The following is a 17,201-nucleotide window of genomic DNA, read 5'->3' on the forward strand; positions in this document are numbered from 1 at the left end:
TATTTTTTATTTAAAACTTATAGATCTTATTTAGTTTGTACTAAAAGCCAATTCGATATTTCTTCTAAAGCTAGAGGAGAAAATGTCTGCTCAATCGTATCATATTCCTGAGGAGAACCTGTTTTACATTCCTGAAACAAATGATTTAAACCCGGAAGTTCTTTGATTGTTACATTTTTATTTCCTGCCTTGATTAAAGCTTTTTTAATCGCTTCTAAATTAACAGTTGCAGGAACTTGTAAATCTTTGCTGCCATTAAGAGCTAAAACAGGGCATTTAACTTTTGCTAAAGCTATTGCCGGATCAATTCTTAAAAAATTGTACCACCAGACATTTGTGATTTGTTCTATAAATGATTTTGCAGTTTTATCGTCAAATTTTGACTGAGCATAGTTAGTTAAATTATTTTTTAACTTTTCATCATTTACAGAAGAGGCCAGAATAATTTCGTAGGCACCTTTAAAAATTTCCTGACCTTTTTGAATGTCATTTTCAGGAACTCTAAATTGCCTTTCAAGAATTTCTTTTTGTAATAACAACAATTTATAACCACGAAGACCCGGACCGGCTAATAAAACGATAAAGTCAATATCTTTTGAATTTCCTGCAATGATTGGAGCTATTATTCCTCCCTCACTATGACCTATTAATCCAATTTTGTTTTTATTAATTTCTTTTCTGTTTTTTAAATAATCAACTCCAGCCTGAACATCTCTGGCAAAATCGATTATTGATGCTTTTGTATAATCACCGGTAGATTCGCCCGCACCACGATCATCAAAACGTAAAACAGCGATTCCTTTTTTAGTCAAATAATCAGACAACACTAAAAATGGTTTATGTCTTAGTATTTCTTCATCCCTATTTTGTTTACCACTTCCGGTAATTAAAATTACTGCTGGAAAATTACCCTCTTTTTTAGGCAAAGACAAAGTTCCTGCTAAAGTCACATGATCTGTCTTATTTTCAAACTTGACTTCTTCGGTATAATAAGGGAAAGGTTTTTGCGGTTCTTGCGGTCTTGCATATACCTGTTTTTGAATTACTTCTTTTGATAAATTCATCTCGAAAGACTGCCCCCTTTGGGTAAAAGTACCAACAATAATATTGTCTTTATTTAATGTTCCAACATAAGATATTTGAGCACTTGGTATTTCTAATTTTAAAATAGAATTCTCAAATGTTGTTTTTTCTAAAGGAATTCCAGTTACTTTCTGGTCTGGGCTATCCATTGTTGCAGTATAACCATTTTCTATTTTATTCACATTAAATGATACTCTTAACTGAGTGCCCTGCACTTTTAAAACACCATTCCATTTTCCTGAAATTTCTTGTCCCCTCATTATAAAAGAGCTTAAAACTGTTATTAAAATAAGTATAATTTTTGTCATTTGCTTTGATTGATTGTGTTAGTAAACTAGTTTGATTGATGATCTCTTTTTTGTATTTGTTTGAACTTTATAAAAGAATAAACTATCGGAATTAATGCCAAAATTAGAATGATAAAAACAAATCCATTACCGAATGCATTGTTTAGAACTAATCCTCCTAACATTAGAACAAAACCTCCAATAAGCCAAATTTTACCTGCAAATGCATGAGTAGCTTTCCATACTTCACTATTTTCCAATGTCCATGGCGTACGTATTCCTATAAAATAATTAGGTTGAATTACTTTAAAATAATTCCCGAAAATCATTAATAGCACTCCCAACAATGCAAAAACTAAATTAGGGTTATTTACAGATCGTTCTTTTGTAGTATAAAGAATTAATAATGCCACTACAGACATGAACAGTACCAAAAAAAACTTAAGCTGATAGAATTTTCCTCCCATTAAAGAAATTCTCTTTTTAGGATCTATTTTTGGAATAAAAGTCATCAAAACATACATCAAAACTGGCAAAAGGAACAACATTAAAATAAGAGAAAATTTGTCGCCCCAATTATCAATTTCTCCCTTATAATTCCAATGTATTGGAACTCTCTGAGGAAGACTGTCCCAAATAATAGCTAAATACACAAAAGGCGTCAAAACAATTCCAATTATTGGAAGCTCTTTTTTTAGTTCTAAATTCATTTTTATCTTTTAAAAGTTAGTATCCATTGTAAAACATCTTCCATTATGGTGGTATTGATAGAGTAAATGATGAATTGCCCATTTTTTTCAGAAGTAATTAAATCTGCACGTTTCAAAATATCTAAATGATGGGAAATACTGGGTTTTGAAATATTAAACGCATCAGCAATTTCTCCGGCAGACAAATCTTTCTCTTTTAAAAGTTCCAGAATTTCTCTTCGGGTTGCATCGTTTAATGCCTTAAAAATATCATTCATCATTTACATATTTAGACAAATATCTAAATACTTTTTTAATTAACAAAAAAAAGAGACCCTAATTTTAAAAATTAAAGCCTCTTTATAAAATTATTTCAAATTAAACCTTTAAAACTTATGCTCCTCTTTGCTAATCACCAAAAATGAAACCAAAGAGATACATGCCGCTATTGTTAAATACAACCCTACATAACTCACACTATAAGTAGAGGCTAACCAAATGGCAATCATTGGTGCAAAAGCGGCCCCAAGAATTCCTGCCATATTAAAAGTTAAGGATGCCCCGGAATAACGAACATTTGTTGGAAACAACTCAGATAAAAAAGTTCCCAAAGGCCCATAAGTGAATCCCATTAAAGCCATTCCGATACAGGCAAAAGTGGTAACCAAAACAATGTTTCCGGAACTTAAAAAATAAGAAAAGAAAAATCCGAAAATTCCAATTGCCGATGTAGCAATAATAAGCATTTTACGACGGCCAATTTTATCTGCAACCACTGCCGAAACCGGAATAAAAATAGCAAAAAACAATACTGAAAATAACTGTATTAACAATCCGTTTCTTTTAACAATTCCTAAATCTGAAGTTGCCCAACTCAATGTAAAAACTGTCATTAAATAAAAAACCAAAAAAGTTGTAATAGCAGCAAACGTTCCAAAAACCAATTGATTTTTATACGACTTTATTAGCGTTAAAAATGGAACTTTAACTTCTTCCTGTTCTTTTTTAGAATTTTCGAAAGAAGGTGTTTCTGTAATTTTAGTTCGAATATAAAACCCTACGATGACCAATAGTGAACTGGCAATAAACGGGATTCTCCACCCATAATCCATAAAATCTTCATTGCTCATCGAATCGGTTAAGAATAGAAAAGTTCCGCCAGAAAGTAATAATCCTATTGGAGCCCCCAATTGAGGAAACATTCCGTACCAGGCACGTTTATGTGGTGGTGCATTTTCTATAGCCAATAAAACGGCTCCTCCCCATTCGCCCCCTAAACCTACACCTTGACCAAATCGGCAAAGCATTAATAACAGCGGAGCTGCAACGCCAATACTGGCATAGCTTGGTAAAAATCCAATGGCAACGGTCGAAATACCCATTGTTAATAAAGCCGCAACTAAAGTAAATTTACGTCCAATTTTATCTCCGTAATGTCCAAAAAAAGCTGAGCCTAACGGACGGGATAAAAACGCAATTGAAAAAGTCGCTAAAGATTCCAGAGTCGCCATAGTCGAATTAGAGCCCGGAAAAAATAATTGCGGAAAAACCAACACGGCTGCATTGGCATAAATATAAAAATCAAAAAATTCAATTGTAGTTCCAATTAAAGAACCAAAAAGAACATGTTTTAATGAGTTCTTCTTTTTTGGGTTAGTTTCCATATAAAATAGATATATCTTTTTTTTGGCTACAAAAATATAGTTTCGTTATTAATAATTCACATTTAGAACAATTAGTTTTAAAACCCCTCTGTGTTTTTAACAAATTTCATGTGTTTTACATTTTACACAACATCAATTCAATCAAAATTAAAAACCTGATTACAGGTACTTTAAAATAAAAATCAAAAATCAAATCATAAGCAATCGTTAAAACCGTTTTTAACTGCATATTTTGATTAAATTTACAGCTGTCAAAAATAAATTCAAAATTATGCCTACCGACTGTATCAGCTATCAAACTTCAGGATATTTTTCTAAATTGATGCAAGATTATTTAGATCAAAAATCAGAATTAAAACCGCTATACAATCATTTTCCGACTTTGGAAAACTTCGAAAAACAAATTACTGAAAAGGAAGCCAACTTTGATAACAACAACCGTATTGCTCTGGTTGAGACGCTAAAAAAACAATACCAAAACATCGAAATTTCAGATGCAACAAAGCAAAACATTGAGCTTTTACGTCTTTCAAATACATTTACCATTACAACCGGACACCAATTAAATTTATTTAGTGGCCCTTTATATTTCTTATATAAGATCATCTCAACGATTAATCTGACCAAAGAATTAAAATTAGAATATCCTTCTAGTAATTTTGTTCCCGTCTATTGGATGGCGACAGAAGACCATGATTTTGAAGAAATCAATTATTTTAATTTTAAAGGGAAAAAGTTTCGATGGACTAAAGAAAGTACAGGTCCTGTTGGAAGACTTTCGACCGAAGGCCTAAGTGAATTCTTCGAAATATATTCAAAAGAATTAGGATCAAGTACAAATGCCGGTGTTCTCAAAAAACTATTTGAAGAAGCCTATTTAAAACACGAAAATCTTGCAGATGCAACCCGATTTTTAGCCAACAGTTTATTTTCTAATTATGGCCTGGTGATTTTAGATGCCGATGATTCAAATTTAAAACAGGCCTTTATTCCCTACATCCGAGAAGAATTAGAGCAACAAACTTCTTTCGAAAAAGTTCAGAAAACGATAGAACAACTTGCCGCTTATACGGTTCAGGTTAATCCTCGTGAAATCAATCTTTTTTATATTGAAGATGATTTACGCGAACGAATTATTTTTGAACACGATAAATACTTCGTCAACAATACCAAAATCTCATTTTCAAAAGAAGAAATTCTAAAAGTACTGGCAAGCAATCCCGGGAAATTCAGTCCAAATGTCATTATGCGTCCGTTATATCAGGAAGTTATTTTGCCTAATTTATGTTACATTGGCGGAGGTGGGGAAATTGCTTACTGGCTGGAATTAAAATCATTCTTTAATGCCGTAAACATAACTTTTCCGATGCTTTTAGTCCGTAATTCAGTCCTTTTAGCTACAGAAAAGCAGGCTAAAAAAGCCGATAAATTACACCTGACATGGGCATCTTTATTTACCAAACCTGCAGATTTAATTAATGCTACTACTCATAAATTATCAACTTTCCCAATTGATTTAACGCCTCAAAAAGAAATATTAGAAAAACAATTTGAATATCTTTACGAATTAGCAAGGCAAACTGACAAATCATTTACAGGCGCTGTAAAGGCGCAGGAAGTCAAACAAAAGAAAGGTCTGGACAATCTGGAGAAAAGACTATTGAAAGCACAAAAACGAAAACTAGATTCTGAATTACAACGCGTTGCCGATTTACAATCCGAGTTATTCCCAAATCAAAGTTTACAGGAACGCCAGACTAATTTTTCTGAATTTTATCTGGAAAAAGGCGAACAGCTGATTCCGCTTTTAATTCAAAAATTAAAACCATTAGAAACTAATTTTAATATAATAACGATATAAGACAATGAAAGTATGCGTTACTAATTTCAAATCAATTCGTGGAATTAGCAGCAAAAAATAAAGTAATAATCCTCAGAAACAAATAACCACCTCTTCTGAAATTATTGCCTCTCTAAACCAAATAGTAACTTTTAAAACAAAAATTAACCTATTTACCAAAAATTATGACCAGAGAGCGCCTGATATCTTTAGATGTCTTTAGAGGATTAACAATTTTATTAATGACAATTGTAAATAATCCCGGAGACTGGGGACATGTTTACGCACCTTTATTACATTCAGAATGGCATGGCTGCACGCCAACCGATTTAGTTTTTCCGTTTTTTATCTTTATTATGGGAGTTGCAATACCTTTAGCAATGCCTTTGAAATCCTGGGAAAGCACAACCTTTAACAAAATTCTGGTCCGTTCGCTACGAATGTTCTGCCTTGGAATTTTCTTCAATTATTTTTCGAAAATACAACTTTTCGGGCTTGATGGAATCCCGCTTCTTATTGGCCGATTACTTATTACCATCGCAATTGGCTATGCTCTAATGGGCAACTTTAGCTCAAAAGTCAAAAATATACTGGCTTTTTCGATTCTGTTTATTTATCTTTTTTTAGCTTACAGCGGTATCGAAGCTTACCATGATGTTCGTTTGCCGGGAGTTTTACAACGCATTGCAATTGTTTATTTTGTAGTTTCTCTTTTATATCTAAAAACAAGCAAAAAAACACAAATCATAACTGGTATCCTTCTATTATTGGGATATTGGGCCATAATGACCTTAATTCCGGTTCCGGGAATTGGAGCGGCAAATCTGGAAAAAGGGACTAATCTCGCTTCGTGGGCTGACAGCGTATTACTAAAAGGACACATGTACCGCGAAACCATAACCTGGGATCCAGAAGGAATTTTAAGCACACTACCATCCATTGTAAACGGAATTATTGGATTATTAATTGGACAAATACTACAACGCGAAACTAGCAAAACACAAAAAGCAAAAAAAATAGTTCTTGCCGGAGTAGCCCTAATCGTTGCCGGTTTAGTTTGGGGTATCTTTTTCCCAATCAACAAATCACTCTGGACCAGCAGTTATGTTTTGTATACAACAGGATTAGCGGCAACATGCTTAGCCATCCTATATTATATAATTGACATTGCAGACTACAAAAAAGGGATTAAGTTATTTTTAATCTGGGGCGTAAATCCAATGATCGTATTTTTCTTTTCACAGATTATTCCACAGGCTTTGGTGATGGTTAAATTCCAGAATCCTCATAATCCCGCACAACAAATCAATCTTCTAAATTATTTATATACTTTTGGAATTGCACCATTTTTCAGCAATCCAATGACAGCTTCTTTGGCCGGAGCATTAGTTTATGTTGGGATCTGGACCTTTATATTATGGCTATTCTATAAAAACAAACTCATTTTCAAAGTTTAAAAGTTTTCACTGTATAAGCCATATATGATCTTATAAGCAGAGATGCACAGCAGTGCGTATTTTTTATGTAAGATAATGCCTTATTATTTGCTATAATTGATATTTTACAAATTTCTTTACTAAAACATCATTCTACCGTGTTTTAATTATGAATTTATTAAAATCAATTCATAAAAAAAGCATACTTTTGCACAAAATTAAAAATAAGCAATAAAATGGCAACAAATAGAACTTTTACAATGATTAAGCCAGATGCAGTTCAAAACGGACACATCGGTAATATCTTAGCAATGATTACTAATGGAGGTTTCAAAATCGTTTCATTAAAATTAACTCAATTAACTGTAGCTGATGCTAAAGCATTTTACGCAGTTCACGCAGAAAGACCTTTCTACGGAGAATTAGTTGAATTCATGTCTCGCGGACCAATTGTTGCTGCAATTTTAGAAAAAGACAACGCAGTAGAAGATTTCAGAACTTTAATTGGAGCTACAAATCCTGCTGAGGCTGCTGAAGGAACTATTCGTAAAGCATACGCAACTTCTATTGGAGAAAATGCAGTTCACGGTTCTGATAGCGACGAAAACGCAGCTATCGAAGGTGCATTTCACTTTGCTGGAAGAGAGCAATTCTAAATTTTAGATTTCTGAAGTTAGATTTTAGATTAAATAATAAAAAATCCCGTTCGACAAGTTGAACGGGATTTTTTTATGATTTTTTTAAAAAGTCGGAAATATTATCATGTCCTTTTATTTCACCTAAATCAGTCAAATTTTCTTTTAAAACCAATTTTAAATTATTAAAATTACTTAGGTAATAACTACAAACACATACAACTCTTTTTCCTTTTTCAAGAATAAAAAGAGATTCCGAAATACCAAGTTTTCCACTTTCAAATAAAACTACAAAACCATCTAATTTGCTAAAGCTATAAGCTGCAGATCTACCTAATCCATAATAACGTTTAACTATTATATTGTTTTTTTCAATTATTACTTTATGAACCCTGGTTCTCACTAAAGCAAACCAAAAATAAGCAACAATGATAAATACTACTAAAGGAAAAGCCACACTTTCTGTTGGAGAAGTAATATAGATATAAATAGCCAAAAACGGAAAAAAACTTAAAATCGAAATTAAAAAAATTGGCCAAAATTTAAATTTAGATTTTATACTCATCTTAACAAAAACTTCATTAGTAACTCAAAAAATTAATCTATCTCAAAACAACATCCTTCACTACCTCGCGTCCTAACTCTTCGTTAATCATTTTCACGATTTTAGTTTTTCCGTGACTCAATTCTTCTCTTAGAACAGCCGAAGCCAATTCTACATACAACGTACTTCCTTTCAATACTACGTTTCTCGTATATGTGTTTACACCATTCCCCATCAACTGTCTCCACGCATCTTTTACGTCAATCTGATCCATACCGGGTTGTAACTTGTTTACCTGGATAATCTGTTGCAAAACAGCCCCAATCGTACTTTGATTATTTAGTCTTTTTGCCATCTTCTAATAAATTTACTGGTCCTGCTTTTTTATAATGATATTCTTTTTTCTCCTGATTTTTCACTACCAACTTGTCATCCGAAATCGAAATCAATTCCTCACTCCATTTTGCGTAATCTGTTTTATAATCCAGAAAAACCTGATCGTCTTTAAATCTTACTGAAACATTTTCGAAGGAATCACTGGTCAAAAAAGTTCCGTCAAGTTGAGGCATAACCTTCTTTCGGATTCCTTTATTATTTTTTACATCAAAATAATCAAAACTTTCATTCATACCGTAATCCTTCTCTTCACCTTTATCAAAAACTACTTTTTCAATTTCCCAATAACCATTTAATTTCGTAATATCTTCCGGTTTAATTTCTTGTTTGCAACTCACAAACAAAAGCGATAAAACCAACATCATAAAAGTGTTTCTCATAAGTAATCATATTTTAAGGAGCTGATTCCTGCTGTCCGCTGTATCTTTTGTGGCGAACCCCGCCACAAAAGGATGCCGCTCCCATCAGGGCTGGGACTCCCGTTTTTTAAAAGAATATTTTGTAATACAAAGTTAACTTTATAAAATTCAAAAGAAATAAAAATTTACAAAACCCATTAAACTATTTTACATATTTTTGGTCAAACCCTAAACCAAAAACAAAAAAACATGACCAGAACTATTTGTACAATCCTGACCATCTTAGCATTTGCAGCATGCAGCTCAGATCCAACTGAACCAACAACCACTCCAACCGAAAGCATGTATTTTCCTCCATTAACAGGAAATACTTGGGAAACAAAAACTATTGCCGACCTAAAGTGGAACCAAACTGCCGTTCAGCCCCTTTTAGATTACCTGGCGCTCAAACACTCTAAGTCTTTTATCATTTTAATAAATGGCCGAATCGTTTTAGAAAATTACTTTAATGGACATTCTGCAACCACAAATTGGTATTGGGCAAGCGCAGGAAAAACATTAACATCAACAGTAACGGGAATTGCCCAACAGGAAAATTTACTAAACATCAACAATAAGGTATCACAATATATTGGCACCGGGTGGACAAGTGAAACACCAACACAGGAAAACCTAATTACCTGCAAAAACTTACTTACAATGACCTCAGGGCTAGACGACACTACAGATGATGTAGATCCGGCAAGTCTTATCTACAAAGCCGATGCCGGAAAACGATGGGCATATCATAACGTATATGTAAAATTACAAGATGTTGTAGCAAAAGCAAGCGGCCAAACCTGGGAGAATTATTTCAACACCAAATTAAGAGATAAAATTGGCATGAACGGCAATTGGGTTCAAATTGGAAATAACAGCGTTTACACCAGTACCTCAAGAAGCATGGCCCGTTTTGGGCTCCTAATGCTCAATAAAGGAAAATGGGATACTACCCAAATTTTAAATGAAACTTATTTTAACGAAGCAACAACCACATCACAAAACATCAATTTAGGATATGGATATCTGTGGTGGCTAAACGGTCAAGCCAATTATCATTTACCACAATCACAGCTTACATTTCAGGGAAGTATAATTCCAAACGGCCCAAGTGATATGTTTATGGCCTTGGGTAAAAATGATCAGAAAATATATGTAGTTCCAGGCAAAAAAATGGTAATTATAAGAATGGGAGACGCAGCCGACGATGTCAACCTGGCACTATCAGACTTTGATAAAACGCTATGGGATAAAATTAATGCTTTGTATCAATAACTAACGCTTAGTACCTAATCTTTTTAAGACTCCCATAAAAAAGAACACTATTCCTAAAACAATTAAGACATAGTAAAAAGAAGATATTTTAGCCCTTAATACATTTGCCAACACAAAACAAATAACACTTCCGAAATAAAAAGTAAGAGGTGTTATATTTTTTAAAGAAGAAAAACTCATACGGTTTATTTAAAAAAACTATCTACAAATTCATGTTTATTAAAGACCTGTAAATCCTCAATTCCTTCACCTACTCCAATATATTTTACCGGAATTTGAAATTGGTCTGAAATACCAATTACAACACCACCTTTTGCAGTTCCGTCTAATTTAGTTACGGCAAGAGATGTTACTTCAGTTGCTGCTGTAAACTGTTTTGCCTGCTCAAAAGCATTTTGCCCGGTAGAACCATCTAAAACCAAAAGTACATCATGAGGGGCATCTGCTACAACTTTTTGCATGACACGCTTTACTTTCGTAAGTTCGTTCATCAAATTGATTTTATTGTGCAAACGTCCGGCAGTGTCAATAATTACAACATCGGCGTTTTGAGCTACGGCAGATTGCAAAGTATCAAAAGCTACCGAAGCAGGGTCACTACCCATATTTTGTCTTACAATAGGCACATCTACACGATCTGCCCACACTTGCAACTGATCGATAGCAGCAGCACGAAAAGTATCTGCAGCTCCTAAAACCACTTTATAACCTGCTTTTTTAAACTGGTAAGCCAATTTACCTATTGTAGTGGTTTTACCCACTCCATTAACTCCAACAACCATTAAAACGTATGGTTTTTTATCTTTCGGAATTTCAAATTCAGTTGCTTCACCTGTATTGGTCTCAGACAATAAAGCGCCAATTTCTTCACGAAGAATCTGGTTTAGTTCGTCTGTTCCTAAATATTTATCTTCGGCAACACGTTTTTCGATTCTTGAAATTATTTTTAGGGTCGTATTTACCCCAACATCAGAAGCCACAAGAATTTCCTCCAGGTCATCTAAAACATCATCATCGACTTTAGATTTTCCGGCAACGGCTTTGCTTAACTTTGAGAAAAAAGTAGTTTTTGATTTTTCAAGACCTTTGTCTAAAGTCTCTTTTTTATCAGTAGAAAATAATTTTTTAAAAAAACTCATTTTTTATAGGTTGTTAGTTTTCGAGATTATTACGATTTTACCATCTAAATAATCTTAATTTTATTTAAAGAAGAACAAAAGGGTAGTTTTCTCTCTAAATTTTAGACAAATATAAAAAATAAAAAAGCTACTTCCGAATGAAAGTAGCTTTTCTATATAATGTGATTGTAATTATTTCTTTTTCAAGAAAGTATCAACTTCTTCAGGAGCCATAATAGATTCTACGAATGTATATGCACCAGTTTTAGGAGATTTTACCATTTTGATGGCTTTTGATAATCTCTTAGAAGATGTTTGTAACGATGCTACGGTTTTCTTTGCCATGATTCAAATGTTATTGAAATTCAATAAATCTTTAAATGTTACTAATATTATCAGTATTATTTTAAGATTTACAAAAATCTCTAATTATTACTTAATTTCTTTGTGAACAGTTACTCTTTTCAAGATTGGATTAAATTTTTTAATCTCTAATCTGTCCGGAGTATTTTTTTTGTTCTTAGTTGTAATGTATCTTGAAGTACCTGGAACACCAGAAGTCTTGTGCTCAGTACATTCTAAAATTACCTGGATTCTATTACCTTTCTTTGCCATCTTGCTATATATTTATTTAGGAAAAGATTATTTGATAAATCCTTCTGACTGTGCTTTTTTCAAAACAGCAGTGATTCCATTTTTATTAATTGTTTTTATCGTAGATGCTGCTACTCTAAGAGTAATCCATCTATCTTCTTCTGGAAGATAAAAACGCTTTTTAACTAAGTTTACAGAAAATTTTCTCTTAGTTTTGTTCATAGCGTGAGAAACGTTATTTCCTACCATCGCTCTTTTACCTGTAAGGTCACAAACTCTTGACATTATACTTATCTTTTATCGTTATTCAAAATCAGGGTGCAAAGAAAAGAAAAATAAACGATTGAAACAAAAAATTATAGCACATTTTTTAAAATTTCTTTCTGTAATATTTCTAAACTCTTAAACACAGCTCTATCTATCACTTTTTCACGTGGTTGGCCAAAGTTGAATTCTTCTACTATTATCTCATTTGGAGTAGCCAAAGCGATAAAAACAGCTCCAATTTCAGCATCTGAATCTCCTTTTGCAGGTCCGGCGTTCCCGGTTGTGGCAATTGCATAGTCTGTTTTAAGTATCTCTTTCACATTCAAAGCCATAGCCGAGGCAACCTCTGCACTAACTACTGAAAATTGATCGACTAAATCCTGCGAGACACCGAGAACATTAACCTTCGCCTCTGTCGCATACGAAACTATACTGCCCTTAAAGTAGTTAGAAGCTCCGGGAACCGCTGACAAAACCGAAGCAATTTTACCACCTGTAAAACTTTCAGCAGTCGAAATTGTTTTATTTTGTCTGGTTAAAATTTTCCCAACTACAGATTCTATTGTTTCATTTTCTTCATACCCTACTATAATATCATGAATTATAGCATCTAAAGATTTCACATTTTCCTCGATTGCAGCTTCCAGCACTTCTTTATTTGTACCTCTTGCCGTCATTCTTAATCGTACTCTGCCGGGATTTGGCAAATACGCCAACTTGATAAATTCAGGTAAATTATTCTCCCAGTCTTCGATACGTTCTGCCACCAGACTCTCGCCCTGTCCGTATGTCAAAATGGTTTTATGGATGATATACGGACGTTCATATTCCCTGACAATTTTAGGAATTATCTCTTCTTCGACCAGATATTTCATTTCATACGAAACTCCCGGAAGCGAAACAAATACCGTATCTTCTTTTTTCATCCACATTCCTGGCGCTGTTCCTACTTTATTATGCAAAACAGTACATTTTGACGGAACTAAAGCCTGATCTTTATTTAATTGTGAAATTGGACGTTTATAAAAACCTTCGATCAATTCTGTCACATGGGCCAAAACATCCGGATTTACAATTAATTCATCATCGAAATATTCGCAGAAGGTTTTTTTAGTAACATCATCTTTGGTTGGCCCTAAACCACCAGTAACAATTACAACATCCACTTTGTTTTGCAATTGTGCGAACGTATCTAAAATATGTTTTTTATCATCGCTTATCGAAATCATTTCATGAACTTCGACCCCGATCCGGTCTAGTGATTTTGCAATGAACCCTGAATTTGTATCGACAATCTGGCCAATTAAAATTTCATCTCCAATGGTAATGATAGTTGCTTTCATAGTAATTAAATATTTTACGTACTTATTTAGTAAGACATTAGTAGAAAGTAGGTTATGGCAGTCCCGATTTTCGTGAGGGGTAGAAAACGAAATCCTTTTATAACAAAAGGCAAGAACTCGTTACACGAAATTTTCCCGGAACAAAAGAAAGGGTGCCCCAATATTTATCAGGACAACTCAATTCCTGCTCTCATTTAAAAAAAAGCAGGAATTGAGGCATGCTCAAATTTTACAAATCAAAGTCTTTTTTAATTTCTTTGATCGCTTCTTTTACCTGCACTTTAATACTCTTAAAAGTTTCGATAATTTCTTTTTTCTTGCCTTCGGCCTTTGTCCAGGCCTCGACTTGCAGAATTTCTTCAAAAGCGACATTTAATCCCATTAAATCTAATGTTGGTTTTATCTTGTGCGCATACGAATAAGCATACTTATGATCTTTTTTCTTAATTCCTTCTTTGATTTGTTTTAAATCTTCAGGAACTTCAGTAACAAATAATTTTAGAATTTCGTTTACAAATTCAGGATCATTATCTGAAAGTGCATATACTTTCGAAAGGTTGTATTTTAAAGCCATTATTTTACTTGTATTCTGAATAATTTTTTATCTTCTAAAAAGCCTTCTAAAACATCATTTGGTTTGACAGACGCAACACCTTCGGGAGTTCCTGTAAAAATAATATCCCCAATTTTTAAAGTAAAAAATTGCGATACATATGAAACAAGCTCATCAATTTTCCAAAGCATCAAACTTGTATTCCCTTTTTGAACTGTTTTAGAATTGTTCGTTAATTCAAATGTAAGATTTTCCATAGAAATAAAATCGGTTTTTGGTAAAAAGTCTCCAATTACCGCTGAACCATCAAAAGCTTTTGCCTTTTCCCAGGGCAGTCCTTTTGCTTTCAGTTTATCTTGTAAATCCCTGGCAGTAAAATCAATACCCACGCTTATCTCATCATAATACTTATGTGCAAACTTAGGCTCAATATACTTTCCAACTTTATTAATTTTAACAATTATCTCTATTTCGTGATGAATTTCTTCAGAAAATTCGGGGATTACGAACGGATGCTGCTTTAATAAAACTGCCGAATCCGGCTTCATAAAGACTACGGGTTCCGCTGGTCGTTCGTTTTTTAATTCCGCAATATGATTGGTATAATTTCTACCGATACAGATTATTTTCATTCTTTTATGAGTTGCTAAGCTACTAAGTGACTAAGTTGCTAAGAAACTGAACAGAAAAAACTCAGAACCTTAGAACCTTAGCGCCTTAGAACCTTATTTTGTATTTAACTTTCTTAATTTAATTGCTGTTAAAACCTTTTTGGTATACAATGGAAAATCAGCGTTTTGAATCCAGCTGAAATATCCCGGTTCGGTTTCAAGGATTTTATCGACTTTGGCACCTTTGTGCTTTCCGAAAGTAAAAACTTCCTCATTATCCTTATCAAAAGCAATCATTCCGGCAAAATCAGCAATTTTTTTACGGGTCGTAAATTCAGATAATGATTTCATATCATTTTCTAATTCAGGGTAACGATCCAATTGCGCTTTTAAAATTTCATAAGTTGCCATGGTATCTGCTTCTGCTGAATGGGCATTTTCTAAACTTTTGCCACAATAAAACTTCAATGCAGCACTTAAAGTACGTTCTTCCATTTTATGAAAAATAGTCTGCACATCTACTGAAACTTTATTTTTCATATCAAAATCAACTCCGGCGCGAAGCAATTCTTCTGCTAACAACGGAATATCAAAACGATCTGAATTAAAACCTCCCAAATCGCTATCTTTTATCATATTATGAACTTGTGGTGCCAGTTCTGCAAAAGTAGGTTCATTGGCTACTTTTTCATCTGTAATGCCATGTACGGCGGTTGTTTGAGGCGGAATTGGAATCGTAGGATTCACTAACCAGGTTTTACTTTCTTTATTTCCGTTGGGAAAAACTTTGAATATCGAAATTTCTACAATTCGATCTTTACCGATATCAATTCCGGTTGTTTCAAGATCAAAAAAGCAAATTGGTTTGTTGAGTTTGAGTTCCATTTTTAATTTTTATAAGATTACAAATGTAATTTTTAAAGCCGAATTTCCTCTTTTATTCTTGATTTTTTTAACCCAAAATCAGGTCAATTTTAAGATTTTAACTTTTAAAATTGCCACGGAAGAAAGCTGCCACCCGTTTTCTTAACCTTTTCTTACAAAACAAAAAACCCGGAAAATTATTAAAATTTTCCGGGTTTGAATTTATTTTTACGAAATTTAGAAATCCCTGTCTACATCAAACGCTTCTAAATATTCTGCTACTCTTTTCACAAAACTTCCACCTAAAGCCCCATCCACTACTCTGTGATCGTAAGAATGCGACAAGAACATTTTTTGACGGATTCCTATAAAATCACCTTCCGGAGTTTCAATAACGGCAGGCACTTTACGAATCGCGCCAAGGGCCAGAATCCCAACTTGTGGCTGATTGATAATTGGGGTTCCAAAAACACTTCCAAAAGTCCCCACATTCGTTACCGTATATGTTCCGCCTTGTGTATCGTCCGGTTTTAGTTTTCCTGCTTTTGCACGGTTTCCTAAATCGTTCACTGCCTTTGCCATCCCTACTAAATTTAACTGGTCTGCATTTTTAATAACGGGAACAATTAAGTTTCCGTTTGGTAAAGCCGCAGCCATTCCTAAATTTATATTTTTCTTTTTGATGATATAATCACCATCAACAGAAATATTCATTCCCGGAAAATCTTTCAATGCTTTTGCAACTGCCTCCATCATGATGGGTGTAAAAGTCAATTTCTCACCTTCTCTTTTCTCGAATGCGGTTTTAACTTTTTCTCTCCATTTGACAATATTCGTTACATCAACTTCTATAAACGATTGTACGTGAGCCGATGTTTGTACCGAAGCTGTCATGTATCCTGAAATCAGTTTACGCATTCTGTCCATTTCGATGATTTCATCACCTCCATTTACAGAAACCGGAACCGCTTGCTGGCTTTTTTGAACCGGAGCTACCTGAGCTGCCGGCTCTGCCACTTTTGGTGCAGCAACCACAGCTTTTTGACTTTCAGCACCCGATGTACGGGTTTCAATATATTTTAAAATATCTTCTTTTGTTACACGACCGTCTTTTCCTGAACCTGAAATATTTTCTAATTCAGCAACAGAAATACCTTCTTCTTTCGCAATATTTTTTACTAATGGAGAAAAGAATTTATCTGATCCTGAAAAGTCTTGCGGAGCAGCAACCGTTTCTTTAGCCGTTTCGATTGTGTGTTCTATAGCAGCAACTTCTGCAGGAGCGGCAACTTCCTCAGTCGCTTTTGCAACCGGTGCATCGCCTTCAGTTTCAATAATTGCAATGGTTTGTCCTACCTGAACTAAATCGTCCTTACCAAACAATTGTTCAACTAAAATTCCTGAAACTTCGCTTGGTACTTCACTGTCAACTTTATCAGTCGCAATTTCTAATACAGCTTCATCAGCTTCAATTTTGTCCCCTACTTCTTTCAACCAGTTCGTAATAGTTGCTTCAGCGACACTCTCTCCCATTTTAGGAAGCTTTAATTCAAATCTTGCCATATTGTTAATCTAAAGGATGATTTTGATTTTCTGATTGCGAA

20 protein-coding genes are annotated in these 17,201 nt (G+C 33.9%); 4 read left to right on the plus strand and 16 right to left on the minus strand.

The window, feature by feature from the left end:
- Positions 1-26 precede the first annotated feature (26 nt).
- From ACHRWY_RS17735 to ACHRWY_RS17750, 4 genes are all read right to left on the minus strand, one after another.
- Complete coding sequence (locus tag ACHRWY_RS17735) at positions 27-1,343, minus strand: alpha/beta hydrolase family protein (protein ID WP_395356458.1); 1,317 nt, start codon at positions 1,341-1,343, stop codon at positions 27-29.
- Between the two features lie 74 nt (positions 1,344-1,417).
- A complete protein-coding gene (locus ACHRWY_RS17740) occupies positions 1,418-2,080 on the minus strand; it encodes an SdpI family protein (RefSeq protein WP_395356460.1) in 663 nt (220 codons plus the stop codon).
- A gap of 2 nt (positions 2,081-2,082) precedes the next feature.
- Positions 2,083-2,337 carry an autorepressor SdpR family transcription factor gene (locus ACHRWY_RS17745; RefSeq protein WP_395356502.1) on the minus strand — a complete coding sequence of 85 codons (255 nt, stop codon included), beginning with the start codon at positions 2,335-2,337 and terminating at the stop codon, positions 2,083-2,085.
- A gap of 108 nt (positions 2,338-2,445) precedes the next feature.
- Positions 2,446-3,723, minus strand: coding sequence for an MFS transporter (locus ACHRWY_RS17750; RefSeq protein ID WP_395356461.1), 1,278 nt, complete (start codon positions 3,721-3,723; stop codon positions 2,446-2,448).
- 271 nt (positions 3,724-3,994) lie between these two features.
- Here ACHRWY_RS17750 and bshC point away from each other — a divergent pair, with 271 nt between their 5' ends.
- The 3 genes from bshC to ACHRWY_RS17765 all read left to right on the plus strand — a co-directional run bounded on the left by bshC (position 3,995) and on the right by ACHRWY_RS17765 (position 7,655).
- On the plus strand, positions 3,995-5,584 hold the full coding sequence (gene bshC, locus ACHRWY_RS17755; protein WP_395356463.1) for a bacillithiol biosynthesis cysteine-adding enzyme BshC: 1,590 nt from the start codon (positions 3,995-3,997) through the stop codon (positions 5,582-5,584).
- A gap of 164 nt (positions 5,585-5,748) precedes the next feature.
- Positions 5,749-7,020: an acyltransferase family protein gene (locus tag ACHRWY_RS17760; RefSeq protein WP_395356465.1), complete on the plus strand. Its 1,272-nt coding sequence runs from the start codon at positions 5,749-5,751 to the stop codon at positions 7,018-7,020.
- Positions 7,021-7,235: 215 nt separating this feature from the next.
- Positions 7,236-7,655, plus strand: a complete 420-nt coding sequence (locus ACHRWY_RS17765) for a nucleoside-diphosphate kinase (RefSeq protein ID WP_055095565.1) — start codon at positions 7,236-7,238, stop codon at positions 7,653-7,655.
- 73 nt (positions 7,656-7,728) lie between these two features.
- Here ACHRWY_RS17765 and ACHRWY_RS17770 read toward each other — a convergent pair whose 3' ends face one another.
- From ACHRWY_RS17770 to ACHRWY_RS17780, 3 genes are read right to left on the minus strand one after another with little or no spacing between them, the layout of a single operon-like run.
- Positions 7,729-8,199 (minus strand): hypothetical protein, encoded by a 471-nt coding sequence (locus ACHRWY_RS17770; RefSeq protein ID WP_395356467.1) that lies wholly within the window; start codon positions 8,197-8,199, stop codon positions 7,729-7,731.
- A gap of 37 nt (positions 8,200-8,236) precedes the next feature.
- Positions 8,237-8,533, minus strand: coding sequence for a DUF721 domain-containing protein (locus tag ACHRWY_RS17775; protein WP_395356469.1), 297 nt, complete (start codon positions 8,531-8,533; stop codon positions 8,237-8,239).
- Positions 8,514-8,954: a lipocalin family protein gene (locus ACHRWY_RS17780; RefSeq protein ID WP_395356470.1), complete on the minus strand. Its 441-nt coding sequence runs from the start codon at positions 8,952-8,954 to the stop codon at positions 8,514-8,516. Before ACHRWY_RS17780 ends, ACHRWY_RS17775 begins: the two co-directional genes overlap by 20 nt.
- Before the next feature lie 228 nt (positions 8,955-9,182).
- Here ACHRWY_RS17780 and ACHRWY_RS17785 point away from each other — a divergent pair, with 228 nt between their 5' ends.
- Complete coding sequence (locus ACHRWY_RS17785; RefSeq protein WP_395356472.1) at positions 9,183-10,247, plus strand: serine hydrolase domain-containing protein; 1,065 nt, start codon at positions 9,183-9,185, stop codon at positions 10,245-10,247.
- A 185-nt stretch (positions 10,248-10,432) separates the two neighbouring features.
- Here the strand turns inward: ACHRWY_RS17785 and ftsY are convergent, their stop codons facing one another.
- The 9 genes from ftsY to ACHRWY_RS17830 form a co-directional block, all read right to left on the minus strand.
- The gene (gene ftsY / locus ACHRWY_RS17790) at positions 10,433-11,386 is read right to left on the minus strand and encodes a signal recognition particle-docking protein FtsY (RefSeq protein WP_395356474.1); all 954 of its coding nucleotides are present in this window, start codon (positions 11,384-11,386) and stop codon (positions 10,433-10,435) included.
- A 171-nt stretch (positions 11,387-11,557) separates the two neighbouring features.
- A complete protein-coding gene (locus tag ACHRWY_RS17795; protein WP_007805819.1) occupies positions 11,558-11,710 on the minus strand; it encodes a DUF4295 domain-containing protein in 153 nt (50 codons plus the stop codon).
- 87 nt (positions 11,711-11,797) lie between these two features.
- The gene (gene rpmG / locus ACHRWY_RS17800; protein WP_008253902.1) at positions 11,798-11,980 is read right to left on the minus strand and encodes a 50S ribosomal protein L33; all 183 of its coding nucleotides are present in this window, start codon (positions 11,978-11,980) and stop codon (positions 11,798-11,800) included.
- Between the two features lie 27 nt (positions 11,981-12,007).
- Positions 12,008-12,244 (minus strand): 50S ribosomal protein L28, encoded by a 237-nt coding sequence (gene rpmB, locus ACHRWY_RS17805; RefSeq protein ID WP_008468080.1) that lies wholly within the window; start codon positions 12,242-12,244, stop codon positions 12,008-12,010.
- 71 nt (positions 12,245-12,315) lie between these two features.
- On the minus strand, positions 12,316-13,569 hold the full coding sequence (locus ACHRWY_RS17810) for a CinA family nicotinamide mononucleotide deamidase-related protein (protein ID WP_395356476.1): 1,254 nt from the start codon (positions 13,567-13,569) through the stop codon (positions 12,316-12,318).
- Positions 13,570-13,798: 229 nt separating this feature from the next.
- Entirely contained in the window at positions 13,799-14,143 is a 345-nt protein-coding gene (locus ACHRWY_RS17815; RefSeq protein ID WP_173966111.1) for an Hpt domain-containing protein, read from the minus strand.
- Positions 14,143-14,754, minus strand: coding sequence for a fumarylacetoacetate hydrolase family protein (locus ACHRWY_RS17820; protein ID WP_395356478.1), 612 nt, complete (start codon positions 14,752-14,754; stop codon positions 14,143-14,145). The genes ACHRWY_RS17815 and ACHRWY_RS17820 overlap by 1 nt, the downstream gene beginning before the upstream one ends.
- A gap of 93 nt (positions 14,755-14,847) precedes the next feature.
- Positions 14,848-15,618 carry an exonuclease domain-containing protein gene (locus tag ACHRWY_RS17825; RefSeq protein ID WP_395356479.1) on the minus strand — a complete coding sequence of 257 codons (771 nt, stop codon included), beginning with the start codon at positions 15,616-15,618 and terminating at the stop codon, positions 14,848-14,850.
- A gap of 216 nt (positions 15,619-15,834) precedes the next feature.
- Positions 15,835-17,160 (minus strand): dihydrolipoamide acetyltransferase family protein, encoded by a 1,326-nt coding sequence (locus ACHRWY_RS17830; protein ID WP_395356481.1) that lies wholly within the window; start codon positions 17,158-17,160, stop codon positions 15,835-15,837.
- Positions 17,161-17,201 lie beyond the last annotated feature (41 nt).

Source organism: Flavobacterium sp. FlaQc-48 (genome assembly GCF_044007335.1).
In the GTDB taxonomy this organism is placed as follows: Bacteria; Bacteroidota; Bacteroidia; order Flavobacteriales; family Flavobacteriaceae; genus Flavobacterium.